Genomic DNA, 23,440 nt, shown 5'->3' with positions numbered 1-23,440 from the left:
CGGTTCAGAAGCTGTCCGCGGGAAACACCGTCTCGATTGGGCTGTCGAAGCGCAGTCTCTCGATGCCGATCATCGTGACGCTACCGAAAGGCCCGTCCGCGATCAGGCGACCGTCCTCGCGGCGAAAGCTGTAGCGCGCCAGCGGGCCGCGCAGCCGCGCGAGATCCTCGCCCGGCCCGCCGTTCAGGCGATCCGCACCGCCGTTCGAGACGAATTCGTCCGCGCCGGGGCCGCCCAGCAGGATGTCCTCTTCCGGCGTGCCTTCCAGCAGGCCGTCGCCGCTGAGGAAGATGCCGTTGGCAAAGGCGGCTGGGTCGCGGTCTTCCCAATCGGACGGTGCGGTGCGGTTGTAGTCCATCAGCACGTCCCAGCGCGGGTTGTCGTCGCTGAGGTGCCGCAGCGCCCCCCAGCTGCCCCAGCGGGTCGCCGGGGCCACGTCGACGAAGGCGTTGAAGAGCGTCCCGCCCGCCTGCACCCAGCCGGTCAGCAGCACCTCGTAGAGCGCGGCCATATCCGACGAGTAATTGTAAGCGACAAAGAAATCGCTCAGCCGTTCGTCATCCACCCGCTCGCCCTGCGGGGTGGCGTGGGTGCCGCCTTCGTACATGATTAGTTGCAGGCCTGCCTCCTCGGCCGCAGCGGCGTGGTAGGGAAAGAGCTCTTGCACCAGTTCGCGCAGCGATCCGTCGAGCAGCTCTTCGGTCACCGGCTGAAAGGCCGCGTCGAAGCGGCGTTCGCGGATGTATTCGCGCAAGGCGACGCGGCGCAGGCCCTGCGCCTCGCCGGCCGCACGCGCCTCGGCCTCGGCCGTATCCAGCCAGCCTTGCACCTCTGCCGCCATCTCCTCGCCGCCCAGCTCGTAGCCGAAATATCCGGTCACCGCGTAGGCGTCGAAGCTGTCGCGCGGCAGGCGGCCCAGTTCCAGAAAGGCCAGTGGCGCGATCAGGATGTCCTCTTCCAGACCCGGCCAGCCTGTGTGGGTGGCGACCACGCGCACCAGTCGGTCGTCCGCTTCTGCGCCGAAGACCTCGGTCCAGATGTCCATGACCTGCGCGGCGCGCAGGGCGTAGAACTGCATCCAGCCGGTTTGCGACTGTCCCCAGCGCGCCTCGGCCTGGGCGCTGGCCCAATGCGCCTGCGGGAAGATGAAATTCCACATCTCGTTGGAATATTCCACATAGGCCTTGAGCCTGGGGTCGAGCGTGTCGCGGACGATGGTGGCGAAGCGCCGGGCGAAATCGTCGTCGGCCAGATGCGGCAGGGTGAACCAGGGGTCCGCGCCGATCCGGTTGGCCAGCGCGACCATCACCGGCAGCGGCACGCCGAACGATGTCCAGGTATAATCGTCCATGCGCGGGCGGCTGTCCCAGCCCGACAGGGGCGAGCCATTGGTGAACATCCAGTCCATGAAGCGCACCGCCCGCACATCCTGCACCCGCGCGATCCAGTCGGGGTTGAAGATCGCCCCGGCCTCGTAGAGCGGCAGATGGTCCTCACGCAGGACGCGGATGTTGCGGATCGGGTCGTCGGGGTCGACCGAACCGATGGACAGGGCGACCAACCCCTCGCCCGGGGCATAGGCAAAGCGGATCTCTCCGGGCTCGTAGATCACGCGCCGCGCGCGGCCGGTCAGCTTCAGATCGCCCTGACCGTCGTAGAGCACCAGATAGGTGCCGCGCAGGTGCTCGGCCTCTTCGGGCTGGTCGGTTAGGATCAGCGCCTCGACATGGGTGACCTCGGGCGGGAGGCTGAGCAGCCAGCCGTTGTCGTCCAGATGCCCGCCCGCGCGCAGATCGTCGGCGGTGACGCCGCCCCATTGGTCGGGCAGATGGCCGATCCATTCCCGCGCGCTCTTCATCACGTCGATGAAGGGATGCTGTGTCGACCAGTCGGCAATGCCGTTCAGCCCCATGGCAAGCGCGGGCGTTGCATCGGCCTCGGCGCGGGGAATGGCGCGGGGCAGGGGCGGAGCGGTGGGGGCGGGGGCCTCGGCGACGCTCTCCTCTTCCGGTTCTGTCGTGGTCTGGGCGGTTCGTTGCATTGGTTCCGCCGTCGCGGCCGGGGGCGGCGACAGACGCGCCGCCTCGCGCCGGACCAGCGCGCCGATGGTCTCGGCGATCTGGGGATAGGCCGCTGCCACGGTCGGATGGATGTCCCCCGGCGGGGTGAAGCCCGCCGGCGGCGGCGCGCCGTAAAGCGCCGTATGGCTCACCATCGCGGCCAGGAAATAGAGCGTCGGCGTGCCGTGCGGCGCGTCGTCGGTGTAGAACGCCGTCGCGGGCAGGCCATCGAGCGGCTGCGCGGCCAGCACCCGCGACAGGACCGAGGCCACCGGGATCAGCCGGATGTCGAGATCGGGGCGCTCTTGCCGCAGGGTCTGAACGTAGGCGTTGTACCAGATGTGATAGCCGCTGCCGTTGAAGGCGTGATAGCGGGCGAGCCCCTCGGCATCCGGCGGGAAGGCCCCGGCGACACCGCCCATATCCGACCAGCCTTCGTAGATGTGGAACCGGGGCCGCATCCCCTGCGCGGTGATCCAGTCCAGCACCCGCAGCGTCGCCGATACCGGGGTCGCGCCACCATCATTTTCGCCATCGTAAGGCGCGGTGGCGGGCTGGTACTGGATGAAATTCGCCGGGGTGATCAGGATGTCGGTGAAAGGGGCTTGGCCGAACCCGCCTGCGTCGGGGTTCCAGACACCCGCCACGCCGGGAAAGCCCCAGTTGGCGGTCGGCGGCAACATGCGGGCGAAATCCCGCAGAAAGCCCCATTGGCCATCCAGCGCGAACCCGCGCCCGCCCGCCGTGGCAAGCTGGTCGAGCCAATGCGCCACGTTGGTATGCGGCATGTCGCCGACATGGTTGAACAGGCTGTTGCCGAAGACATAGGCCTTCACATCGCGCTGCTCCTGCGCCGAGGCGGCACAGGCCCAGAGCGCCGCGAGACATGCCATTGCGAAACGGATCATCGGATTGCCCTGTTGCTCTCGCCCCTACCGGACTATGGGCTATACGGATGCAGGGTCAAAGGCCAGCGGGCTTTGCGACCGAGGACCGAAAAGGGGAACGGGATGCGCGCACTCGAGGGGATCACCGTCGTCACGCTGGAACACGCGGTTGCGGCGCCGCTTTGCACGCGGCATATGGCGGATCACGGCGCGCGGGTGATCAAGGTGGAACGTCCCGGAACGGGCGACTTTGCGCGCGGCTACGACACCCGGGTGCGCGGGATGTCGTCGCATTTCGTCTGGACCAACCGGTCCAAGGAAAGCGTGACGCTGAACCTTAAATCCGACGGCGGGCAAGAGGTGCTGCGGCGTCTGCTCGGCCAGGCCGACGTGCTGGTGCAGAACCTCGCCCCAGGTGCTGCGCAGCGGATGGGGCTGGGCTATGCCGATCTGCAAGAGGCGCATCCCCGGTTGATCGTCTGCAATATCTCGGGCTACGGGCCCGATGGATCGGACGCCGCGCGCAAGGCCTACGACCTGCTGATCCAGGCCGAGGCGGGCTTTCTGTCCGTGACGGGCGAGGGCGAGCGGATGGCCAAGGCAGGCATTTCGGTCGCCGATATCGCGGCGGGGATGTACGCCTATTCCTCCATCCTCGCGGCGCTGATCGCGCGCGGGCGCACCGGGGTAGGCGCCCAGATCGACATCTCGATGCTCGAGGCGCTGGCGGAATGGATGGGCTACCCGATGTATTACGCCTTCGACGGGGCCGCGCCGCCCGCGCGCGCCGGGGCCGCCCATGCCACGATCTTTCCTTACGGCCCCTTCGCCACGGGCGACGGCGGGCAGGTGATGCTGGGCCTGCAGAACGAACGCGAGTGGCGCAGGTTTTGCAGCGACGTCCTGTCCCGGCCCGAGCTGACCGAGGATCCGCGCTTTGCCACCAACGCCGCCCGCGCCGGTCATCAGGACGCGCTGCGGGACATCATCGAGACCGGGTTCGCGGAAATGACCGCGGGCGATGTGGTGCGGATGCTCGAGGCGGCGGGCATCGCCACCGCGCGTATCAACGACATGGCGGGGCTTTGGGCGCATCCGCAGCTTGAGGCCCGCGCCCGCTGGACCGAGGTCGGCAGCCCCGCTGGCCGGGTGCCCGCGCTCTTGCCCCCCGGCCTGACCGAGGCCCGCATGGATCCGATCCCGGCGCTGGGCGCGGATACCGAGACGGTTCTGCAAGAGCTGGGATATAACGCGGCCGAGATCGCCACCCTGCGCGACCGCGACGCGATCTGAGCCCTAGCGCGTCTGGCTGCGCAAACGGATCTCGATCCTGCGCCGTGCCTGAATGTCGGTCGAATTGGGACTCCTGCCCGGCGCCAGCCGGTTGTTGGGCAGCTGCAACTGACCGGCCGACAACGGGATGATCTGGTAGGATTTGCCCGGCGGCAGGTACTGCTTGAGGAATTGGGCGACCTCGGCGGCGCGGGCCATGCCCAGACCGACGTTGTCGACAAAGCGGAGCGAGCCGCCGAAACCGTTCACATGACTTTTCAGACTTCGATCCAGATTGCTGTAGCGAGTGGTGTTCACCGGCCGTTCATCGGTATGCCCGATCACTTCGATCGCCTGGATCGCGACCTGGGCGTTGGCCAGAAGGTCGCGAAACTCCCTCTGTCCTGACTGACTGAACTCCCGGCGGAACTCCGGAGTGATGTCGGTTTCGCCACTGTCGAACGTATAGCCCGCGTTTTCCGCCAGGCTGATCGACATCGGCAGGTCGTGGCGGTTCTCCAACAGCGTGATCTGCAGTTCCAGCTCTGCGATCCGCTCCTCCAATTCCTTGTTCTTGGCGGCATAGGCACCGATCTTTGCATCCTTGTCCTTGACGTCTGCGTTTCCCCGAAGAATCTGCCCCCTTAGTGCTGCGATCGTTGCGTTCGCACCGTTCAGTTTGCCGGTCAGCTCTGCGTTGGCGACTGTCAGCTGGGCGATGGCCTGGTCCTGATCGCTGGGACCCGCGTCGTTGGTCGCACCGTAAAGATCGAGGATATTGCCCAGCAGGATCAGACAGACGAACAGGAAGAAGAGCATGATCTCGCTCATCGACGCCGCGACGATGTCTTCACGTTCGACGATCTTGCGGCGGAACAGGCTCATCCAGACGCGCCCTTGTCGTCATCGTCCGACCGGTGCGACCGGCCGAACAGGGATCCCACCCAATCACGGAACGACCCCGTCCGTTTCATCCAGATCGCGCGGGTTTGGGTGGCCGCGTCTATGGCCGCGGTCAGCTTTTCCATCTCGGCCTTCAGCGCCTTCTGCCGCCTGCCCTGCGCGTCATGCCACGCCGGGTCGAGGAACGAATTGTCGACCCGGTCCATGATTTGCTCGATGGCGTCGTTCAGGCTCTGCAGTTTCTCGCCGCGCTCGGAGATTTCCGCGACCAGCGCCTCGGCGTCTTCGCGCAAGGCGCTCTGCGCGGATCCGCTGGCCTCAAGCCCCTCGATCAGGCGGTTCACGGATTCCGTCAGCCGCGCCGTTTCCTCGTCGAGCGCGTTTCCGACCTTGGCCAGCGTCCCCTTGAGGCCATCGCGCAGGATCTCGTCGGCATCGACGGCGTCGATGCTGGTCTTGAGCCCGTCGAAGGCTTCGCCCGTTTTTGTCGCCGCGCTGTTTGCAGTCGTGCCCAGCGTTTCGAAGCCGCTCCGAAGCGACCCGGCGCCACCCTTTATCTCTGCCGCGGAGTCTTTGAGCGCATTCGCGACGGTGCCGATTTCATCGTCGATCCTGGACACTGCCAGCTTGGCGATGCGCGCGATGGTCTCTGACAGCGCGTCCTCGTCAATCGCGAGCGCCTCGATTTCGCGCGCCTTTTCAGACAACGTGTTCGAGACCTCATCGGCGCTTTTGCGGAAGGTCGTCGTCGTCTGGCCGATCTGCGCCTCGCTCGCGGCCACGGCGCCCGCGAGTACAGCGGTTTTCTCCGCCACCTCGCCAACCTTTTCTGCCAGCCGGTTGACCTGGGATTGCAGCAATTCCAGCGTGAACGGCTCTTCTTCCTCGTCGACCGGGCCAATAAGAATGATGATGGTCCGCGCTATCAGGGCCATGACCGTGCTGGAGAGCGCGACCGCATTCTGGATAACGACGCCGATCAATGCTCCCGATCCGGGAGCCGCGGTAGAGGCAAGCGCCACGATCAGCGCCGTCAGCGTCATGATGAAGCCAAAGAAGTAGATGCTGTCGGACCAGCGTCTGTAAAGCTCGGTATTAATCGTTGAGCGTTGAATTAAGAGCGTTGTGCCAACGATGATCGCATAGCCAAGGACCAAAACGACGTTGGCAACTGTGACGCGGAATATATCGAAGCTGTCGACCCGGGCTGTTGCGGTTTCCGCCTCTTCGCCGCTGCTCCCGTCTTCGCTTTCTTCTCCGTTTTCTTCATCTTCGCCGCTTCCCTCGTTGGCTCCGTTCCCATCGGAGCCACTTTGTGTCGGTTGCGTGGACTCAACTCTCTTGAGCATATCCGAAAATTCATCTTGCGCCCACTTAGGGTCCAGACTCATTGAATTTCATAGCCAGAACAGAACGGTTGCGGCGAGCATGATTGCGGAGAAGAACGTTTCCGGGCAGCGGTCGTATCGGGTTGCCACGCGCCGCCAATCCTTGAGCCTGCCGAACATGATCTCGATGCGGTTGCGCCGTTTGTAGCGCCGCTTGTCGTATTTCACCGCCTTCTTGCGCGACTTCCGGCCCGGGATGCAGTCCTTTATCCCCTTGTCTTTCAACGCTTCTCTGAACCAATCGGCATCATAGCCCCTGTCGGCCAGCAGCCAGCCCGCTTTCGGCAGGCTGCCCAGCAACGCCGCTGCGCCGGTGTAATCGCTGACCTGGCCGGCGGACATGAAGAACCCGATTGGGCGCCCCTTGGCATCGGCGACGGCGTGCAGCTTGGTGTTCATGCCGCCCTTGGTGCGCCCGATCTGGCGCCCACGCCCCCCTTTTTCACGCATAGGCTCGACGCCGTGCGGTGTGCTTTGAGATAGGTTGCGTCGATCATGATCGTCTTGTGCTCGGCGCGTTCCGGCGATGCAGGCCGACCATGATCCGGGCGAAGACGCCGTTGTCGCTCCAGCGCTTCCAGCGGTTGTAAAGGGTCTTCGCCGGGCCGTATTCCTTTGGCGCATCACACCAGCGCAAGCCATTGCGATTGATGAAGATTATGCCGCTGAGGACGCGGCGATCATCGACGCGGGGCTTGCCATGGCTCTTGGGAAAGAACGGCTTCAGACGCTCCATTTGGGCGTCCGTCAGCCAGTAAAGATTGCTCATCGATCGGGTCTCCTTGCGGAGCCTGAATCATGCCAAAGGCCCGAAATCAATGGGTCTGGAGCCTAGCGGGACGCTGGACGGCGACAAGATGACTCTGGTCGTTCTGGTGGGGGCCGTTTTTTTCGTGGTCGTGATCTTTCTGGTGGCTGTCTTGGGGTTTCAGCAGGGCGGGTCCGGGTTTGTCGCCGGCGGCCAAGCGCCCGCAGCGGCGACGGCACGAGAGTCGTTCTCGGACTTTCCGGCCTCACGCCCGGGCGACACCGCAGGCGGCGTCGTGGTCATTCAGAACGGCGACGGTCGCCCCTGATCTTCACAGACGCTCAATTTGTCATCCGCGCAGCCCGCGCCGCGCCCCCTTGCGCAATTTTTTAAATTTTACCGTTTGATAAAAAAAATTCTTGTGGCAGGCTGATCGTATGAAGCCGCTTAGGAAGCCGACATGACAGATCTGCGTAAATCGGGGATCGCCGCTGGGCGTCTCGATCACGAAACACTCCTGACCAACTTCGCCGATCTGCACGCGCCGCTCGATCCGCATGAGGCGGCGGTTGCGGCGGACCGGTGCTATTTCTGCCACGATGCGCCCTGCATCACGGCCTGCCCCACGGCCATCGACATTCCGCTTTTCATCCGCCAGATCGCCACCGGCCAGCCCGAGGCCGCGGCGCAGACGATTTTCGAGCAGAACATCCTTGGCGGCATGTGCGCCCGGGTCTGCCCGACAGAGACGCTTTGCGAAGAGGCCTGCGTGCGCGAGGCGGCCGAGGGCAAGCCGGTCGAGATCGGGCGCCTGCAGCGCCACGCCACCGACACGAGGATGGCGCAGCAGGGCCACCCGTTCACGCGGGCCGCGCTCAGCGGCAAGCGCGTGGCTGTCGTCGGCGCGGGGCCGGCAGGGCTGGCCTGTGCGCACCGGCTGGCGATGAAGGGGCATGACGTGGTCATCCTCGAGGCCAGGGCGAAACCGGGCGGGCTGAACGAATTCGGGATCGCGGCCTACAAGTCGACCGACGACTTCGCCGCGCGCGAGGTCGAATGGCTGCTGGGCATCGGCGGGATCAGCATCGAATACGGCAAGGCGCTGGGCGGCGCGATCACGCTGGAGGGGCTGCGCGCTGAATATGACGCGGTTTTCCTGGGCATGGGCCTTGGCGCCGTCAACGGCCTGCCGGTCGACGGGGCGGACAAGGATGGTGTTGCCGATGCGGTGGACTTCATCGCCGACCTGCGGCAGGCGTCCGATCTGGCAACGCTTCCGGTCGGGCGCAACGTCGTGGTGATCGGTGGCGGCATGACGGCCATCGACGCGGCTGTGCAGTCAAAGCTGCTGGGTGCCGAAAGCGTGACCGTCGCCTACCGCCGGTCGCAGGCGCAGATGGGGGCCAGCCGCTACGAACAGGATCTGGCCACGTCCAAGGGCGTGCGGCTGCTGACCGACGTCATGCCCAAGGCGATCCACGGCAACGGCGCGGTGCGAGAGATCGAACTGGAATACACCGCCGAGGTGGATGGCCGTCTGCAGGGCACCGGCGAGACTTTGCGCCTGCCTGCCGACCAGGTCTTCCGCGCCATCGGTCAGAAACTCGCTGTGCTGGACGGGCTCGACCTCGCGAATGGCAAGATCGCCATCAACGGGGCTGGGCGGACCTCGGTGCCAGGGGTCTGGGCCGGGGGCGATTGCACGCCGGGCGAGGATCTGACGGTCGTTGCCGTGGCCGAAGGCCGGGACGCGGCAGAGGATATCGATGCGGCGCTGCGGGGCTGACACAGTCCCGGGCCTGCCCCGGGACCTCTTGGAACGAGGAGGCCCCGGATCAGGGTCCGGGGCCGCGACGAGACATATTCACACGGAGGCCCAAGATGGCTGACCTGACGACGAACTTTCTGGGCATCACCAGCCCCAATCCCTTCTGGCTGGCCTCGGCCCCGCCCACGGACAAGGAATACAACGTTCGCCGCGCCTTCGAGGCGGGTTGGGGCGGTGTCGTCTGGAAGACACTGGGCGAGGCCGGGCCGCCCATCGTCAACGTCAACGGCCCGCGATACGGGGTCATCCACGGGGCCGACCGGCGGGTTCTGGGGCTCAACAATATCGAGTTGATCACCGACCGGCCGCTCGAGGTGAACCTCGAGGAAATGGCCCGCGTCAAGGCGGATTACCCTGACCGGGCCCTGATCGCCTCGATCATGGTGCCCTGCGAAGAGGCCGCCTGGAAGGCGATCCTGCCCCGGGTGGCCGAGACCGGCGCGGACGGGATCGAGCTGAACTTCGGCTGTCCGCACGGCATGTCCGAGCGCGGTATGGGCAGCGCCGTCGGCCAGGTGCCGGAATATATCGAGATGGTCACGCGCTGGTGCAAACAGCATTACGACCGCCCGGTGATCGTCAAGCTGACGCCGAATATCACCGACATCCGTTACCCTGCGCGCGCTGCCAAGAACGGCGGGGCCGATGCGGTGTCGCTGATCAATACGATCAGCTCGATCACCTCGGTCAACCTCGATGACTTCAGCCCCGAACCCAGCATCGATGGCAAGGGCAGCCACGGCGGCTATTGCGGCCCGGCGGTGAAACCCATCGCGATGAACATGGTGGCCGAGATCGCCCGTGACCCGGAAACCGCCGGCCTGCCGATCAGCGGCATCGGCGGCGTCACCACCTGGCGCGACGCGGCAGAGTTCATGTCGCTCGGCGCGGGCAACGTGCAGGTCTGCACCGCCGCAATGACCTATGGCTTCCGCATCGTCGAAGAGATGAAGCGCGGGCTGTCGCAATGGATGGACGAGAAGGGCTATGCCTCTACCGCCGATTTCATCGGCCGCGCGGTGCCGAACGTGACCGACTGGCAGTATCTCAACCTCAATTTCATCACCAAGGCCCGGATCGACCAGGACGCCTGCATCAAGTGCGGCCGCTGCTTCGCCGCGTGCGAGGACACCTCGCATCAGGCGATCTCGATGTCGCCGGACCGGACGTTCGAGGTGATCGACGCCGAATGCGTGGCCTGCAACCTCTGCGTCGATGTCTGCCCGGTTGAGAACTGTATCACCATGGAACGCCTGCCCGCCGGCGCGGTCGACCCGCGCACCGGCAAGGTGGTGTCGGACGATTACGCCAACTGGACGACCCATCCCAACAATCCGTCGGCGCAGGCGGCGGAGTAAAGCACGCGTTGACTTGTCGCCTCTACCGTCCTTGACTGTTCGGGGACAGAGGGGGAGGCGCGCATGATCGAACGGCTGGATCACATCAACATCCGCACGGCGAAGCTGGACGCGATGGTCGACTGGTATGGCGAGGTGCTGGGCATGACACCCGGGCCAAGGCCGGACTTTGGGATTCCAGGTGCCTGGCTTTATGCCAACGGTCAGCCGCTGGTGCATCTCGTCGAGGTGCCGGAAGAGCCGTCGGACCCCGGCACCGACCTCAAGCTCGAGCACGGGGCGTTCAGCGCCAAGGGCTTTGAACGGTTCCACGCCGCGCTCGAGGCGCGGGGCGAGCGGATGCGCATCTTGAAGGTGCCCGGGTTCCCGCTTGTGCAGGTCAACATCTGGGACCCGGACGGGAACCATCTGCACATCGATTTCGACGCCGACGAGGTGGACCCCGCGTTTTATAGCTGAGGCGTGCAGGTGCGGCGCGGCCTTTATGCGCTGGTTCGCGGACCGTCCGCATCGGGTCTGAGTATTCTGCGGAAGACCGTGTCGAGATGCGCCTCGGCCCCTTCGAAAGGGTCCTCCGAGCCGAGCACGGCGCGGACCTGAACCTCGAAATCGGCGAAATGCTGGGTCAGCGCCCAGATCGAAAAAATCAGGTGCACCGGGTCGATGGGCGCGATATGGCCTGCGTCGATCCAGCCTTTGATGACCGTGGCGTATTCTTCGACGAGCGCGCGCAATTCGCCTTCAAGCGCCGGTCTCATCCGCGGTGCACCCTGCAGGATCTCGTTGGCGAAAAGGCGGCTTTCGCGCGGGTAATCCCGCGCCAGCAAGAGCTTGCGGCGGACATAGCCCAGAAGCTCCGCCAGCGGATCGCCCGCCGGATCGAGCGCGCGCAGAGGATCGAGCCAGGTGTGCAACAGCCCGGTCAGCAGCTCGGTGTGGATCGCCTCCTTGGAGGGGAAATAATACAGCAGGTTGGGTTTCGACAAACCGGCCTCGGCCGCGATCCGGTCGAGCGTTGCGCCGCGAAACCCCTCTTGCGAAAAGACTGTCAGCCCGGCCTCGAGAATGGCCTCGCGCTTGCGCCGCTGGATGCGCGTGCGCGGCGCGGGCGTGCCTTCTGGCTGTGCCGAAGTTTCCGTCATCTCGCCTCCGCCTCGCCTTATCCCCGAGCATTCGATGTCTCAGGCAGCATCCCGCTTGACTGAGGCCACCCCTCTGGTAGCGTCTCTTTGACCGATTGGTCAAATCAAGATGCGCGCGGGGGGTGCCGCGCCGAAGGACGGGGAGACACGCCATGGCCGCGCCAGCAGCGAATCTGACAATCGACGGCGACAGGCTCTGGGACAGCCTGATGGAGATGGCAAAGATCGGCCCGGGCGTCGCCGGAGGCAACAACCGCCAGACCCTGACCGACGCGGATGGCGAGGGCCGCGCCCTGTTCCAGAAATGGTGCGAGGCGGCGGGCTGTTCCATGGGGCTGGACCAGATGGGCAACATGTTCGCCCGGCGCGAGGGAACGGACCCCGAGGCGCTGCCGGTCTATGTGGGCTCGCATCTCGACACGCAGCCGACGGGCGGCAAGTACGACGGGGTTCTGGGCGTGCTGGGCGGGCTGGAAATCATCCGCACGCTGAACGATCTCGGTATCCAGACCAGGCATCCCATCGTGGTGACCAACTGGACCAACGAAGAGGGCACACGCTACGCCCCCGCTATGTTGTCCTCGGGCGTCTTCGCGGGGATGCACACGCAGGACTGGGCCTATGACCGCGTCGACGCCGAGGGCAAACGCTTTGGCGACGAGCTGGAGCGGATCGGCTGGAAGGGCGAGGAAGAGGTTGGCGCGCGCAAGATGCACGCGTTCTTCGAGCTGCACATCGAGCAGGGTCCGATCCTCGAGGCCGAGGGAAAGGATATCGGTGTCGTCACCCACGGGCAGGGGCTGTCATGGACGCAGGTGACCGTGACGGGCAAGGATTCGCACACCGGGTCGACGCCGATGCCGATGCGCAAGAACGCCGGGTTGGGCATGGCGCGCATCCTCGAGAAGGTCGACGAGATCGCCTGGTCGCACAAACCCCACGCGGTGGGCGCGGCGGGCCATATCGACGTCTATCCCAATTCGCGCAACGTGATCCCGGGCAAGGTGGTCTTCACGGTCGATTTCCGGTCACCCGATCTGAGCGTGATCCAGGATATGGAGGCGCGGCTGCGCGTCGAGGCGCAGAAGATCTGCGACGACATGGGGCTGGAGGTCGAATTCGAAAAGGTCGGCGGCTTCGACCCGGTGGAATTCGACGAAGGCTGCGTGACCGCGGTGCGCAACGCGGCCGAGCGGCTGGGCTATTCGCATATGAACATTATCTCGGGCGCGGGCCACGACGCCTGCTGGATCAACCGCGTTGCCCCCACGGCGATGGTCATGTGCCCCTGCGTCGACGGCCTGTCGCACAACGAGGCCGAGGAGATCAGCAAGGACTGGGCCAAGGCGGGGGCGGACGTTCTGTTCCACGCGGTGGTCGAAACGGCGGAGATTGTGGGGTGAGGCGGTTGTTGCTGGCAGCGTTCGCCATTTTTTTATCGAATGCGTCCTACGCCCAACAGTTCCGGACGTTAGAAGAAACGCTTTCCAATTCTCCTGAGGCGTCTTACGCGTTTGTCCGGTGCGCCGCGTTTTTTCGCGCAAGCGGTTCTTGGGCCGGGGCTCAATTGCCCAATAGTGTGCTTGATTATTGGAAAGAAAACGTTCTGGCGCTTTTTCTCGCGGCGTCTCGAATCCGGGCAAACCGTTCGGGTATGACTGGTGAGCAAGCGATTACTAGCGTCGAGTTAGATTCCGAAACTATCGCAGGTCAATACGTTGAAAGCTTTCGTCGCCACTACGCGAATACCGGGTCGGCTTGGGACGGTAACGAAATTTGGGTCTCTGACAGGGCCGTATGCGATAGCCTTGCGCAACTCGTCGTTGACCGGATAGCCAGCGAAAATAATTAGAGGTGCTTGAACAAAATGACCACAGTCATCAAGAACGGAACCATCGTCACGGCCGATCTCAGCTACAAGGCCGACGTGCTGATCGAGAACGGCGTGATCGTCGAGATCGGTGAGAACCTGAAAGGCGACGAACAACTGGACGCCACCGGATGCTATGTCATGCCCGGCGGGATCGATCCGCACACGCATCTGGAGATGCCCTTCATGGGCACCTATTCCAGCGACGACTTCGAATCCGGCACGCGGGCGGCGCTGTCGGGCGGCACCACGATGGTGGTGGATTTCGCCCTGCCCAGCCCGCAGCAGGGTCTGCTCGACGCGCTCCAGATGTGGGACAACAAATCCACCCGCGCCAATTGCGATTACTCGTTCCACATGGCCGTTACCTGGTGGGGCGAGCAGGTCTTTGACGAGATGAAGACCGTGATCGAGGATCGCGGCATCAACACCTTCAAGCATTTCATGGCCTACAAGGGCGCGCTGATGGTGAACGACGACGAGATGTACGCCTCGTTCAACCGGCTGGCCGAACTGGGCGGAATCGCCATGGTGCATGCGGAAAACGGCGACGTGGTCGCCGAGCTGAGCGCCAAACTGCTGGCCGAGGGCAACACCGGGCCCGAGGCGCATGCCTATTCCCGCCCCCCGCAGGTCGAAGGCGAGGCGGCGAACCGCGCGATCATGATCGCCGATATGGCGGGTGTGCCGCTTTATATCGTGCATGTCAGCTGCGAAGAGGCGCACGAGGCCATCCGCCGCGCCCGCCAGCAGGGCAAGCGGGTCTGGGGCGAGCCGTTGATCCAGCACCTGACCCTGGATGAAAGTGAGTATTTCAACAAGGACTGGGACCACGCCGCGCGCCGCGTTATGTCGCCGCCGTTCCGTAATGCCAAGCACCAGGAAAGCCTGTGGCACGGGTTGATGTCGGGGTCTCTGTCAGTCGTTGCGACGGACCACTGTGCGTTTACCACCGAACAGAAGCGCTATGGCGTGGGCGATTTCACCAAGATCCCCAACGGCACCGGCGGGCTGGAAGACCGGATGCCGATGCTCTGGACTCATGGCGTCGCCACCGGGCGGCTGACGCCCGAAGAATTCGTCGCGATGACCTCGACCAACATCGCCAAAATCCTGAACTGCTATCCGAAGAAGGGCGCAATCCGGGTTGGGTCGGATGCAGATATCGTGGTTTGGGATCCGGAGAAGGAAAAGACCATCACGGCATCCCGTCAGCAATCGGCTATCGACTACAACGTTTTCGAGGGCCAGCAGGTCAAGGGTTTGCCCCGCTTTACCCTCACGCGCGGGCATGTGGCGGTGCATGACGGCGAGATCCGCACACAGGAAGGGCACGGCAAATTTGTGAAACGTGCCCCCAACACCCCGGTCAACCGCGCGCTGAGCAAGTGGAAGGATCTGACGGCGCCGCGCCCGGTCGAGCGGACGGGGATCCCGGCGACTGGTGTTTGAGTTTGGTTGAACGATCCGCAGCCACGCGCGCGCCGAAATCTTTCAAAGATTTCGGACCGTTTTCTTGGCAAGAAAACGGGTGCCGCTCAGCTCGGGACCAGCGCCTCGAGTTCGGGCAGCAGGACGACGCTTTCCTGTTCATGCGGGTCGGTGCGGGCGATAACGGCGACGGCGGGGACATCTCCGTCGTTGAACGGCAGGTGCGGCACGTCGGCGGGGATGTAGATCATGTCGCCGGCCTTGGTCTCCATCACGTGTTCAAGCCGCTCGCCCCAGTACATCCTGGCCGATCCCGAAATCACGTAGATCGCGGTTTCATGAGTTTCGTGCTTATGCGCCTTGGCGCGGCCGCCGGGCGGAACCGTCAGCAAATGCATGCAGACGCCCTGCGATCCGACCGTTTCCTTTGCGATCCCTTCGAAGTAGGAAAACCCTTGTTTGCCGTCATACGTGCCTTCGGGCCGCAGCTTTACACAATCCGCCATGTCTGAGCCTCTCTTGTCCCAACCAGCATCAAGCCTAGCAGATAGCGGCGCGCCGGTCATTCGCGCGTCGCATCTCGATCTGACGTTCCAGACGGCGGATGGCCCGGTTCATGCGCTAAAGGACGTTTCGCTGGATATCCCCAAAGGGGCCTTTGTCAGCTTCATCGGCCCCTCGGGCTGCGGCAAGACGACCCTTCTGCGCTGCATCGCAGCGCTGGAGGCGCCGACCGGCGGCGAGCTGAGCGTCAACGGCATGTCCCCCGACGCAGCGCGCAAGGCGCGCGCCTATGGCTATGTCTTCCAGGCGGCGGGGCTTTATCCGTGGCGGACCATCGGCGGCAACATCCGTCTGCCGCTCGAGATCATGGGCTTTTCCAAGGCGGATCAGAAAGACCGCGTGGCACGGGTGCTGGAACTGGTCGAGCTGTCGGGCTTTGCCGACAAGTTCCCCTGGCAATTGTCGGGCGGCATGCAGCAACGGGCGAGCATCGCGCGCGCACTGGCCTTCGATGCGGACATCCTTCTGATGGACGAACCTTTCGGCGCGCTGGACGAGATCGTGCGCGACCGTCTGAACGAGGAATTGCTGCGGCTCTGGGCGCGGACGGAAAAGACCATTGCCTTCGTCACCCACTCGATCCCCGAGGCGGTCTATCTGTCGACCCATATCGTGGTGATGTCGCCGCGGCCCGGGCGGATCACGGACGTGATCGAAAGCCCCCTGCGCAAGGAGCGCCCACTCGACATCCGCGATACGCCCGAGTTCATCGAGATCGCCCATCGCGTGCGCGAGGGGCTGCGGTCGGGGTATCAGGAATGAGATTTTCACAGGCGCGAATTGCCGCGGCCGACGGGGCCCCGGGTCAGGCCCGGGGCGGGGTGGGCTGATGGCGGATGCGGCTGTGCCCCTGACCGCGCGCCGATGGCGTGTGCCGCCGGTTCTGGCGATGATCCTGGCGATCATGACGCTGTGGTACGCGGCCGCCGTGCCGATGAACGTCAAGGAGGTGCTGACCCAGGCCGAACGCGCCGGGGTCGCGGTGTCGCCGCCCTCGGCGGCAGAGCGGCGGGACATGGGGCATCTGGTGCTCGTCGCGCAGAACCCCGGCGCGTTGGGCGCCAGCTGGAGCCTCGACCGCGCGCGCCTGCCCGCGCCGCACCAGGTGCTGGTCGAGCTTTACGACAGCACCATCGACGAAGAGCTCAACGGCCGGCGCGGCATCGTGCGGTCGGGCAGCCTGTCGAACCGGAGCCTGATCTATCACGGCTGGGTCACGCTTAACGCGACCTTCGTGGGCTTTCTGATCGGTGCAGGCCTCGGCATCGCGTTGGCCATCGGCATCGTGCACAGCCGGGTGATGGACATGTCCGTCATGCCCTGGGCCATCGTCAGCCAGACCATTCCCATCGTGGCGCTGGCGCCGATGATCATCGTCGTGCTTTATTCCGTGGGCGTGCAGGGGCTGATCCCCAAGGCGGTGATCTCGGCCTACCTGTCGTTCTTCCCTGTGGTCGTGGGCATGGTCAAGGGCCTGCGCAGCCCCGACGCGATGCAGATGGACCTGATGCGGACCTATAACGCCGGCGCGCCCACGGTGCTCTGGAAATTGCGCCTGCCCGCCTCGGTGCCCTACCTCTTTGCCTCGCTCAAGATCGCCATCGCGGCGAGCCTCGTCGGGGCCATCGTCGGCGAATTGCCGGTGCAGCAGGGCGGGCTGGGCGCGCGGATGCTGGCGGGCAGCTATTACGGACAGACCGCGCAGATCTGGGCTGCGCTCTTCATGGCGGCCGGTCTGGCGGCGGTACTGGTCTGGGCCATCGGCTGGCTCGAGAGGCGGACCCTGCGGCGCATCGGTATGAGCGCATGACGCTGGTGGTGCTGGCACTGGCGCTCTGGGCGGGGGGCTTTGCGCTGAATGTGGCGCTGGCCAACGGGCCTGCCCGCGGGACGGCGGCGGCCCGGCTGGCGGTGCCCGTCGTCTTCGGCGCGACCGTTCTGGCCATGTGGGAATGCCTGGTGCGCGGGCTGGGGGTGCCGCCGGTGATCCTGCCGCCACCCAGCCAGATCGCGCAGACCTTCGGCGCCAATCTGGGCCTGCTCTGGCGCGACTTCGTGCAGACGATCCTCAAAGGCGCGCTGGGCGGCTATATCATCGGCTGCGGCGCGGCCTTTCTGACCGCTCTGCTGGTCGACCGCTACCGCTATCTGCGCGAGGGGCTTCTGCCGCTCGGCAACTTCATGGCCGCCCTGCCCATCGTCGGCACCGCGCCGATCCTGGTGATGTGGTTCGGCTTTGGCTGGCAATCCAAGGCGGCGGTCGTCGTGCTTATGGTGTTCTTCCCGATGCTGGTGAACACCGTCGCCGGTTTGCAGGACACCACCGCCATGCAGCGCGACCTGGTGCGCACCTATGCCGCCAGCTGGGGCCAGACGCTGATCAAGCTGCGCCTGCCCGCCGCGATGCCCTTCATTTTCAATGGGCTCAAAATCAGCACAACTCTTGCGCTTGTCGGCGCGATTGTTGCCGAATTTTTCGGCTCGCCTACACTGGGCCTCGGCTTCCGCATTTCGACCAGTATTGGCCAGCTTGACCTTGGCATGGTCTGGTCGGCCATCGTGGTCGCGGCGCTGGCCGGATCGGTCTTTTTCGGGCTGGTCACGGTGATCGAGAAACGACTGACGTTCTGGCACGCCTCGCAGAGGGGCGGACGATAACAGAAAATCCCGCGCCGCCAGAGCCGTGGGGAGAGTGAATGATACCAACCTGGAGGACTACACAATGAAACGCATGTTCTGGGCCGCAGCCGCGCTCGCCGGGCTTTCCGCGCCCGCGTTTGCGCAGGACGCAGTGACGCTGCAGCTGAAATGGGTCACGCAATCGCAATTCGCGGGCTACTACGTCGCGCAAGAGAACGGCTATTACGACGAAGAGGGGCTGGACGTCACGATCCTGCCCGGCGGCCCCGATATCGCACCGACGCAGGTCATCGCTGGTGGCGGCGCCGACGTGGTCGTCGAATGGATGCCCGCCGCGCTGGCGGCGCGTGAAAACGGCCTGCCGCTGGTGAACATTGCGCAGCCGTTCAAATCCTCGGGCATGATGCTGACCTGCTGGGGCGATGTCGGGATCGAGGGGCCGGAGAGCCTCGCCAACCGTACCCTCGGGGTCTGGTTCTTCGGCAACGAATATCCATTCCTGTCGTGGATGAGCCAGCTTGGCATCGAAACCGATGGCGCGGATGAGAACGGCGTCGAGGTGCTGAAGCAGGGCTTCAACGTCGATCCGCTGCTGCAGCGTCAGGCCGATTGCATCAGCACGATGACCTACAATGAATATTGGCAGGTGATCGATTCGGGTGTCTCGCCGGACGAGCTCATCACTTTCAAATATGAGGATCAGGGCGTCGCCACGCTCGAAGACGGGCTCTACGTGCTTGAGGACAACCTCGACGATCCCGCTTTCGCCGACAAGATGGAGCGTTTCGTCCGGGCCTCGATGAAAGGCTGGAAATGGGCCGAGGAGAACCCCGAGGACGCGGCGATGATCGTTCTGGACAACGATGAAACCGGCGCCCAGACCGAAGAACATCAGATCCGCATGATGGGCGAAGTGGCCAAGCTGACCGCGGGCTCGAACGGCGCGCTCGACCCGGCCGATTACGAACGCACGGTGCAGACGCTGCTGGCCGGCGGATCGGACCCGGTCATCAGCAAGGCGCCCGAGGGCGCCTGGACCCACGCGATTACGGATGCGGCGCTGAACTGACGCCCGTTCTCGCGCAACAGGACCCCGGCCTTGCGCCGGGGTTTTTTTTATGCCGGCCCTTGCGGGCAGGCCAATGCCGGTTTCTTGATGGCGGCCGCTTCCACGCAACGCAGCACCAGCGGTCCAACTATTGCAACTAAACGATGGCCGGTACGCAAAGCCGGAGTCATTCTGTCGGAACCTCCGCGTTTCTGCCCGCCAGAACGACGCTGATCGTATAGGCGGCGCGCGGGGTCAGTCCAGCCATGATGGCCGCCGCGGCGTCCGCACGCATCCGGCCGAGGAACCCAGCGGCGAAATCCGGATCCATCTCTTCGAACAGGGCAGCGGCCTGTTTCGGCTTCATGTTGGCATAGACATTCGTGAGGCGCGTCAGATCGTCTTCGGCCGCGGTCTGCGCCAGCGCGAGCGTCGCCCGCAGGTCTTCCTCGGCCCGTTTCATGGCGGCCATTTTCCGGTCGATTTCGCTCTCGGCCAGGGTGAGCGCCTGGAGCCGTTTGCGAATGTCGCCCTCGCGCCGGGCGATCCTGTCTTCGCGCTGCTTCAGGGCGGCCAGGATCGGGGCGAGATCCTGATCGGTCATCACCTGTGCTGCTGGTGCCGCCTGCTCCAGTTCGACGCTTTCCGGGGCGGACGACGGGCCTCTCTGCTCAAGTGCGATCGCCTCGTCGGCCATCCGGATCGCGGCCGAGGTCAGCAGCAGGCCGCCGATCACGGCGAGCGTTCCCCGGCCCCGCCGGCGCGTTTTGCGCGGTTTCGACACGGTCCGCTGCGCGCTCATCGCGTGGCCCCATGGGCCGGGTGGCGCACGAAGACCGGTTCCCTGGATGGCGGATCGGGGACAGCCGTCTGTTGCACCGGCGGTTTTTGCGGCAAATCGTGCATCGAGGCGACCAGCAGTTCGAGCCGCTTGGCCACATCCTCGGCCCGGTTGGTCAGTTCGGCCAGCGAATCGGTCGATGTGCTGGCGGTGCTCTGGGCTGCGTTCAGAGTGCGTGTCAGATCGTCCACCTGCGCCGACAGCACCGCGACAGCCCCGCCGACCCCGCCCTCGAGATCGGTAAAACGGCTCAGGCGTCGGGCCAGGATGAAGCAGTAGAACCCGGCACCGAAGGCGCCCGCCACCAGCAGGATGTCAGCAATTATGTCCAAGGCTTCTGCCCCCTTAGTTCAAGACGAATTCCATAACCAGAAGGTTGTTGACCCGACCCTCGCCGGTGACCAGCTGCACCCGCCGCAGCATCTGCCCCCGCAGCCGGATCAGCGCACCGGGTTGCACCACGTCGCCGGGTTCGATGGCGCGAAGATAGCTGTTGAGCACGTCCACGACGCGCGGAACGATCGATTCGACCTCGCTTGCGTATTGTCGGGGCACCTCCAGCTCTGCCCTGAAGCGAAGAAACTCTGCCCCGGCGGAGGGCGGCAGTGAAATCACCAGCGCGGGAATGGGCACAAAGCGGACATCCGGCAGGGCGTCGGCCCGAGGGGCAGCCTGCGGCATGTCCATGCCGCCGCTGCCGGACAGCAAACCGGATTGCGCCGCGTAGAACCCGCCCCCGCCGCCGGCCATGGCCAGAACCAGGCCGAGGACCAGCGGCAGCTTGGATGGTTTTTTGTCGACCGAGTCTTCGGGGACGGTGGCGTCGCTCATCCTCAACCTCATTTTGCTCTGCCGGGTTTATAAACGGCGAGAAACTAACCGATTATTAAACCTGAGCCGCCAAAGCTGCCCGCAACCGAACAGAACGTTTGGAGCGGAGGGTGATCTTGAAGCAGATCGTTAAGACGTGGACCGCGCTGGGACTGCGGCGTCAATTGGTGGTCGCCGGCGCGACTGTGGCGATGGTCCTCGCGATTCTGGCCATGTCCCGGATGGCGACGGCCCCGAACATGACGCTTCTTTACGCGGGCCTCGAAAACGGGGCGGCGGGCGATGTCGTCAAGGCGCTGGAACAGCGCGGGGTTGCCTATGAGGTCAACGGCGGCGCGATCCTCGTGCCTTCGGGGCAGCGCGACCAGCTGCGGCTGACGCTGGCCAGCGAAGGGCTGCCCGCGAACGGCAGCCAGGGGTATGAATTGCTCGACACGCTGTCGGGGTTCGGCACCACCTCGCAGATGTTCGACGCCGCCTATTGGCGCGCCAAGGAGGGCGAACTGGCGCGCACCATCGTCGCCACGCCCTACATCACCTCGGCCCGGGTCCATATCGCCAACAGCAGCGCCAATCCCTTTCAGCGCGATGTTAACCCGTCGGCCTCGGTTTCGGTCACGACCAGTGGCGGGGCGCTTACGGTGGTTCAGGCGCGGGCGCTGAAACACCTCGTGGCAGCGGCCGTTCCCGGGCTGGTGCCGGAAAACGTGTCGGTCATCGACGCGCAGGGCGGGCTTGTCGGCGCCGATGACGAGAGCGCTCCGGGCCAAACCGCCGACGACAAGGCAATGGCGCTGCGGGATCGGGTGCAGCGGCTGATTGAGGCGCGGGTCGGTCTGGGCAACGCCGTTGTCGAGGTCGCGGTCGATACCGTGACGGAAAGCGAGTCGATCCTCGAGCGGCGCTTCGATCCGGAAAACTGCGTGGTGATCAGCTCGGACACCACCGAAACCAGCAACCAGTCCCAGGACAACGGCGCCGACGTGACCGTCGCCTCGAACCTGCCCGACGGCGAGGCTGCGGGGGGCGGCGAATCGAGTAGCCGGAACAGCGAAACCCGCGAACGGCTGAATTACGAGGTATCCGAGACCACGCGCGAGGTCATGCGCGCCCCCGGGGCGGTGCGCCGCCTGACCGTGGCCGTGCTGGTGAACGGCACGTTCGAAACCGACGGGACCGGCGCGCAGGTCTTTGCCCCTTTGCCCGAGGCAGAGCTTGACGCGCTGCGCGATCTGGTCGCCTCTGCGGTTGGATACGACGAGGCGCGGGGCGACGTGATCACCCTTCGGTCGCTGGCCTTCGAACGGCCCGAGGGCCTTGGGACCGAGGTACTGCAGCCTGGTCTGCTGGAGCGTCTGGCGCTGGACCCGATGGCGCTGATCCAGATGGCGATCCTGGCGCTTGTCACCCTTGTTCTGGGCCTGTTTGTGGTGCGCCCGCTTCTGGCTGGCGGCTCTGCCGCGGCCTTGCCCGCGCCGGAGGGTGGCGGCATGGCGCTCGCACCGCCGCCCGACATGGCCGACCTGCCGGCCCTGAACGGAGAGATCGACCCGGACGACGGTCTGGGCCCGCGGCCGGTGTTGGGCGGCGGGGATTTCGGCGAGATGGGCACGGTGGATTTCGACGCGCCGTCCGAGGATCCGGTGGACCGGCTGCGCAACCTCATCGAAGAGCGCAAGAGCGAGACGGTCGAAATCCTGCGCAGCTGGCTCGATGAACCCGAGGAGACCAGACAATGAGCATTCGTGCACTGCTTGAGGATTTCGGCGCGGCGGTGCCCGTCGCCCAAGCCGGGTTCCGTTTTGCCGAGGCCGATCTGGAGGCGGAAAAGCTGGAGGCGTTCGAACAGGGCTACCGTGCCGGCTGGGACGACGCGATCCGCACCCAGACCGAGGACAAGACCCGCATCGCCAGCGATTTCGCCCAGAACCTGCAGGATCTGTCATTCACCTATCACGAGGCCTATTCGCGGGTGCAGAACGCGATGAGCCCGCTGTTGCAGGACATGGTGCAGTCACTGTTGCCCGAACTGGCGCGCCAGACCCTTGCGGTGCATCTGATCGAAAAGCTGGAAACGTTGGCGCGCGATGCGGGCTCGCTCAGCGTCGTCATCGGGGTGGCGCCGCGGAACCTTGCCGCTGTCGAAGCGCTGGTCAGCGGCGATTACGGTTTTCCGCTTGAAATCATCGCCGACGAGACCCTGCACGAGGGACAGGCGGACATCCGCTTCGGAGAAACCGAAAAGCAGATCGACCTGAGCGAAATCGTGCAGTCGGTCGGCCATGCGGTCGCGGCATTCGCCGACGACAATCAGAGGAAAGTTGCCAATGGATGAGAGCCGGACAGTCCGGGCGCGCGCCGATGCGCAGGCCCCCTTCACCAGCGTCCCGATCGAAATCACAGTGTCGATCGGACGCGCCAAACCGCTGGTGCGCGACCTCTTGCGCTTGACCGAGGGCTCGGTGCTGACGCTCGACAAAAAGGTCGACGACCCCGTCGAGCTTTATGTCGGGGACAAGCTGATCGGAGTGGGGGTTCTGGAGGTGGTCGAGGGCGGTGATGATGGCCAGCTGGCCGTGCGCCTGACCGAGGTCGCCGATCTGCGCGCGTCGTCCTGAGCGATGCGACC

23 protein-coding genes and 1 pseudogene are annotated in these 23,440 nt (G+C 65.0%); 15 read left to right on the top strand and 9 right to left on the bottom strand.

Annotated elements, in window-relative coordinates:
• Nucleotides 1-4: 4 nt before the first annotated feature.
• Nucleotides 5-2,968, bottom strand: coding sequence for a calcium-binding protein (locus RXV88_RS05950; RefSeq protein WP_316291189.1), 2,964 nt, complete (start codon nucleotides 2,966-2,968; stop codon nucleotides 5-7).
• Nucleotides 2,969-3,070: 102 nt separating this feature from the next.
• Here RXV88_RS05950 and RXV88_RS05945 point away from each other — a divergent pair, with 102 nt between their 5' ends.
• Nucleotides 3,071-4,240, top strand: coding sequence for a CaiB/BaiF CoA-transferase family protein (locus tag RXV88_RS05945; protein WP_316291188.1), 1,170 nt, complete (start codon nucleotides 3,071-3,073; stop codon nucleotides 4,238-4,240).
• A 3-nt stretch (nucleotides 4,241-4,243) separates the two neighbouring features.
• Here RXV88_RS05945 and RXV88_RS05940 read toward each other — a convergent pair whose 3' ends face one another.
• The 3 genes and pseudogenes from RXV88_RS05940 to RXV88_RS05930 form a co-directional block, all read right to left on the bottom strand.
• Nucleotides 4,244-5,104 (bottom strand): hypothetical protein, encoded by an 861-nt coding sequence (locus RXV88_RS05940; protein ID WP_316291187.1) that lies wholly within the window; start codon nucleotides 5,102-5,104, stop codon nucleotides 4,244-4,246.
• Nucleotides 5,101-6,513: a hypothetical protein gene (locus RXV88_RS05935; protein WP_316291186.1), complete on the bottom strand. Its 1,413-nt coding sequence runs from the start codon at nucleotides 6,511-6,513 to the stop codon at nucleotides 5,101-5,103. Before RXV88_RS05935 ends, RXV88_RS05940 begins: the two co-directional genes overlap by 4 nt.
• A 6-nt stretch (nucleotides 6,514-6,519) precedes the next feature.
• Nucleotides 6,520-7,279: pseudogene (locus RXV88_RS05930) on the bottom strand (IS5 family transposase).
• A gap of 49 nt (nucleotides 7,280-7,328) precedes the next feature.
• Here RXV88_RS05930 and RXV88_RS05925 point away from each other — a divergent pair.
• The 4 genes from RXV88_RS05925 (at nucleotide 7,329) to RXV88_RS05910 (ending at nucleotide 10,903) form a co-directional block, all read left to right on the top strand.
• Nucleotides 7,329-7,586, top strand: coding sequence for a hypothetical protein (locus tag RXV88_RS05925; protein ID WP_316291185.1), 258 nt, complete (start codon nucleotides 7,329-7,331; stop codon nucleotides 7,584-7,586).
• A gap of 132 nt (nucleotides 7,587-7,718) precedes the next feature.
• Nucleotides 7,719-9,044, top strand: a complete 1,326-nt coding sequence (locus RXV88_RS05920; protein ID WP_316291184.1) for an NAD(P)-dependent oxidoreductase — start codon at nucleotides 7,719-7,721, stop codon at nucleotides 9,042-9,044.
• Nucleotides 9,045-9,139: 95 nt separating this feature from the next.
• A complete protein-coding gene (gene preA / locus RXV88_RS05915) occupies nucleotides 9,140-10,444 on the top strand; it encodes an NAD-dependent dihydropyrimidine dehydrogenase subunit PreA (protein ID WP_316291183.1) in 1,305 nt (434 codons plus the stop codon).
• 63 nt (nucleotides 10,445-10,507) lie between these two features.
• Nucleotides 10,508-10,903: a VOC family protein gene (locus tag RXV88_RS05910; RefSeq protein ID WP_316291182.1), complete on the top strand. Its 396-nt coding sequence runs from the start codon at nucleotides 10,508-10,510 to the stop codon at nucleotides 10,901-10,903.
• Nucleotides 10,904-10,926: 23 nt separating this feature from the next.
• Here RXV88_RS05910 and RXV88_RS05905 read toward each other — a convergent pair whose 3' ends face one another.
• On the bottom strand, nucleotides 10,927-11,586 hold the full coding sequence (locus tag RXV88_RS05905) for a TetR family transcriptional regulator C-terminal domain-containing protein (RefSeq protein WP_316291181.1): 660 nt from the start codon (nucleotides 11,584-11,586) through the stop codon (nucleotides 10,927-10,929).
• 152 nt (nucleotides 11,587-11,738) lie between these two features.
• Here RXV88_RS05905 and RXV88_RS05900 point away from each other — a divergent pair, with 152 nt between their 5' ends.
• Genes RXV88_RS05900 through hydA form a run of 3 tightly spaced genes read left to right on the top strand, consistent with a single transcriptional unit; the run spans nucleotide 11,739 to nucleotide 14,908 of the window.
• Nucleotides 11,739-12,989: a Zn-dependent hydrolase gene (locus RXV88_RS05900; RefSeq protein WP_316291180.1), complete on the top strand. Its 1,251-nt coding sequence runs from the start codon at nucleotides 11,739-11,741 to the stop codon at nucleotides 12,987-12,989.
• Between the two features lie 8 nt (nucleotides 12,990-12,997).
• Nucleotides 12,998-13,438, top strand: a complete 441-nt coding sequence (locus RXV88_RS05895) for a hypothetical protein (protein ID WP_316291179.1) — start codon at nucleotides 12,998-13,000, stop codon at nucleotides 13,436-13,438.
• A gap of 15 nt (nucleotides 13,439-13,453) precedes the next feature.
• Complete coding sequence (gene hydA, locus RXV88_RS05890; RefSeq protein ID WP_316291178.1) at nucleotides 13,454-14,908, top strand: dihydropyrimidinase; 1,455 nt, start codon at nucleotides 13,454-13,456, stop codon at nucleotides 14,906-14,908.
• Between the two features lie 86 nt (nucleotides 14,909-14,994).
• Here hydA and RXV88_RS05885 read toward each other — a convergent pair whose 3' ends face one another.
• Nucleotides 14,995-15,393 (bottom strand): cupin domain-containing protein, encoded by a 399-nt coding sequence (locus tag RXV88_RS05885; protein ID WP_316291177.1) that lies wholly within the window; start codon nucleotides 15,391-15,393, stop codon nucleotides 14,995-14,997.
• On the opposite strand from RXV88_RS05885, the gene RXV88_RS05880 reads away from it, so the two are divergent.
• The 4 genes from RXV88_RS05880 (at nucleotide 15,392) to RXV88_RS05865 (ending at nucleotide 19,160) form a co-directional block, all read left to right on the top strand.
• Nucleotides 15,392-16,213, top strand: a complete 822-nt coding sequence (locus RXV88_RS05880; RefSeq protein WP_316291176.1) for an ABC transporter ATP-binding protein — start codon at nucleotides 15,392-15,394, stop codon at nucleotides 16,211-16,213. The two genes, RXV88_RS05885 and RXV88_RS05880, sit on opposite strands and share 2 nt — an antisense overlap.
• 67 nt (nucleotides 16,214-16,280) lie before the next feature.
• Nucleotides 16,281-17,261 carry an ABC transporter permease gene (locus RXV88_RS05875; RefSeq protein WP_316291175.1) on the top strand — a complete coding sequence of 327 codons (981 nt, stop codon included), beginning with the start codon at nucleotides 16,281-16,283 and terminating at the stop codon, nucleotides 17,259-17,261.
• Nucleotides 17,258-18,109, top strand: coding sequence for an ABC transporter permease (locus tag RXV88_RS05870; protein ID WP_316291174.1), 852 nt, complete (start codon nucleotides 17,258-17,260; stop codon nucleotides 18,107-18,109). Before RXV88_RS05875 ends, RXV88_RS05870 begins: the two co-directional genes overlap by 4 nt.
• Before the next feature lie 64 nt (nucleotides 18,110-18,173).
• The gene (locus RXV88_RS05865; RefSeq protein WP_316291173.1) at nucleotides 18,174-19,160 is read left to right on the top strand and encodes an ABC transporter substrate-binding protein; all 987 of its coding nucleotides are present in this window, start codon (nucleotides 18,174-18,176) and stop codon (nucleotides 19,158-19,160) included.
• 166 nt (nucleotides 19,161-19,326) lie between these two features.
• Here RXV88_RS05865 and RXV88_RS05860 read toward each other — a convergent pair whose 3' ends face one another.
• From RXV88_RS05860 to fliL, 3 genes are read right to left on the bottom strand one after another with little or no spacing between them, the layout of a single operon-like run.
• On the bottom strand, nucleotides 19,327-19,941 hold the full coding sequence (locus RXV88_RS05860) for a hypothetical protein (RefSeq protein WP_316291172.1): 615 nt from the start codon (nucleotides 19,939-19,941) through the stop codon (nucleotides 19,327-19,329).
• Nucleotides 19,938-20,312: a hypothetical protein gene (locus tag RXV88_RS05855; protein WP_316291171.1), complete on the bottom strand. Its 375-nt coding sequence runs from the start codon at nucleotides 20,310-20,312 to the stop codon at nucleotides 19,938-19,940. The genes RXV88_RS05860 and RXV88_RS05855 overlap by 4 nt, the downstream gene beginning before the upstream one ends.
• A 13-nt stretch (nucleotides 20,313-20,325) precedes the next feature.
• On the bottom strand, nucleotides 20,326-20,811 hold the full coding sequence (gene fliL / locus RXV88_RS05850; protein ID WP_316291170.1) for a flagellar basal body-associated protein FliL: 486 nt from the start codon (nucleotides 20,809-20,811) through the stop codon (nucleotides 20,326-20,328).
• 116 nt (nucleotides 20,812-20,927) lie between these two features.
• Here fliL and fliF point away from each other — a divergent pair, with 116 nt between their 5' ends.
• The 3 genes from fliF to RXV88_RS05835 are packed head-to-tail and all read left to right on the top strand — an operon-like array spanning nucleotide 20,928 to nucleotide 23,429.
• On the top strand, nucleotides 20,928-22,550 hold the full coding sequence (gene fliF, locus RXV88_RS05845) for a flagellar basal-body MS-ring/collar protein FliF (protein WP_316291169.1): 1,623 nt from the start codon (nucleotides 20,928-20,930) through the stop codon (nucleotides 22,548-22,550).
• Complete coding sequence (locus RXV88_RS05840; protein ID WP_316291168.1) at nucleotides 22,547-23,146, top strand: ABC transporter ATP-binding protein; 600 nt, start codon at nucleotides 22,547-22,549, stop codon at nucleotides 23,144-23,146. The genes fliF and RXV88_RS05840 overlap by 4 nt, the downstream gene beginning before the upstream one ends.
• Complete coding sequence (locus tag RXV88_RS05835) at nucleotides 23,139-23,429, top strand: FliM/FliN family flagellar motor C-terminal domain-containing protein (protein ID WP_316291167.1); 291 nt, start codon at nucleotides 23,139-23,141, stop codon at nucleotides 23,427-23,429. Before RXV88_RS05840 ends, RXV88_RS05835 begins: the two co-directional genes overlap by 8 nt.
• Nucleotides 23,430-23,440: the final 11 nt, after the last annotated feature.

The sequence above is a fragment of the Aestuariicoccus sp. MJ-SS9 genome, assembly GCF_032586235.1.
Lineage (GTDB): Bacteria > Pseudomonadota > Alphaproteobacteria > Rhodobacterales > Rhodobacteraceae > Aestuariicoccus.
Note: the sequence above shows the minus strand (reverse complement) of the source record. Positions and strands in the feature narration are given on the sequence as shown.

What these genes read in the sequence shown, in the direction of transcription:
- RXV88_RS05950 (WP_316291189.1), bottom strand. Translation starts at nt 2,968, where the DNA reads ATGATCCGTTTCGCAATGGCATGTCTCGCGGCGCTCTGGGCCTGTGCC.
- RXV88_RS05945 (WP_316291188.1), top strand. Translation starts at nt 3,071, where the DNA reads ATGCGCGCACTCGAGGGGATCACCGTCGTCACGCTGGAACACGCGGTT.
- RXV88_RS05940 (WP_316291187.1), bottom strand. Translation starts at nt 5,104, where the DNA reads ATGAGCCTGTTCCGCCGCAAGATCGTCGAACGTGAAGACATCGTCGCG.
- RXV88_RS05935 (WP_316291186.1), bottom strand. Translation starts at nt 6,513, where the DNA reads ATGAGTCTGGACCCTAAGTGGGCGCAAGATGAATTTTCGGATATGCTC.
- RXV88_RS05925 (WP_316291185.1), top strand. Translation starts at nt 7,329, where the DNA reads ATGGGTCTGGAGCCTAGCGGGACGCTGGACGGCGACAAGATGACTCTG.
- RXV88_RS05920 (WP_316291184.1), top strand. Translation starts at nt 7,719, where the DNA reads ATGACAGATCTGCGTAAATCGGGGATCGCCGCTGGGCGTCTCGATCAC.
- preA (WP_316291183.1), top strand. Translation starts at nt 9,140, where the DNA reads ATGGCTGACCTGACGACGAACTTTCTGGGCATCACCAGCCCCAATCCC.
- RXV88_RS05910 (WP_316291182.1), top strand. Translation starts at nt 10,508, where the DNA reads ATGATCGAACGGCTGGATCACATCAACATCCGCACGGCGAAGCTGGAC.
- RXV88_RS05905 (WP_316291181.1), bottom strand. Translation starts at nt 11,586, where the DNA reads ATGACGGAAACTTCGGCACAGCCAGAAGGCACGCCCGCGCCGCGCACG.
- RXV88_RS05900 (WP_316291180.1), top strand. Translation starts at nt 11,739, where the DNA reads ATGGCCGCGCCAGCAGCGAATCTGACAATCGACGGCGACAGGCTCTGG.
- hydA (WP_316291178.1), top strand. Translation starts at nt 13,454, where the DNA reads ATGACCACAGTCATCAAGAACGGAACCATCGTCACGGCCGATCTCAGC.
- RXV88_RS05880 (WP_316291176.1), top strand. Translation starts at nt 15,392, where the DNA reads ATGTCTGAGCCTCTCTTGTCCCAACCAGCATCAAGCCTAGCAGATAGC.
- RXV88_RS05885 (WP_316291177.1), bottom strand. Translation starts at nt 15,393, where the DNA reads ATGGCGGATTGTGTAAAGCTGCGGCCCGAAGGCACGTATGACGGCAAA.
- RXV88_RS05875 (WP_316291175.1), top strand. Translation starts at nt 16,281, where the DNA reads ATGGCGGATGCGGCTGTGCCCCTGACCGCGCGCCGATGGCGTGTGCCG.
- RXV88_RS05870 (WP_316291174.1), top strand. Translation starts at nt 17,258, where the DNA reads ATGACGCTGGTGGTGCTGGCACTGGCGCTCTGGGCGGGGGGCTTTGCG.
- RXV88_RS05865 (WP_316291173.1), top strand. Translation starts at nt 18,174, where the DNA reads ATGAAACGCATGTTCTGGGCCGCAGCCGCGCTCGCCGGGCTTTCCGCG.
- RXV88_RS05860 (WP_316291172.1), bottom strand. Translation starts at nt 19,941, where the DNA reads ATGAGCGCGCAGCGGACCGTGTCGAAACCGCGCAAAACGCGCCGGCGG.
- fliL (WP_316291170.1), bottom strand. Translation starts at nt 20,811, where the DNA reads ATGAGCGACGCCACCGTCCCCGAAGACTCGGTCGACAAAAAACCATCC.
- RXV88_RS05840 (WP_316291168.1), top strand. Translation starts at nt 22,547, where the DNA reads ATGAGCATTCGTGCACTGCTTGAGGATTTCGGCGCGGCGGTGCCCGTC.
- RXV88_RS05835 (WP_316291167.1), top strand. Translation starts at nt 23,139, where the DNA reads ATGGATGAGAGCCGGACAGTCCGGGCGCGCGCCGATGCGCAGGCCCCC.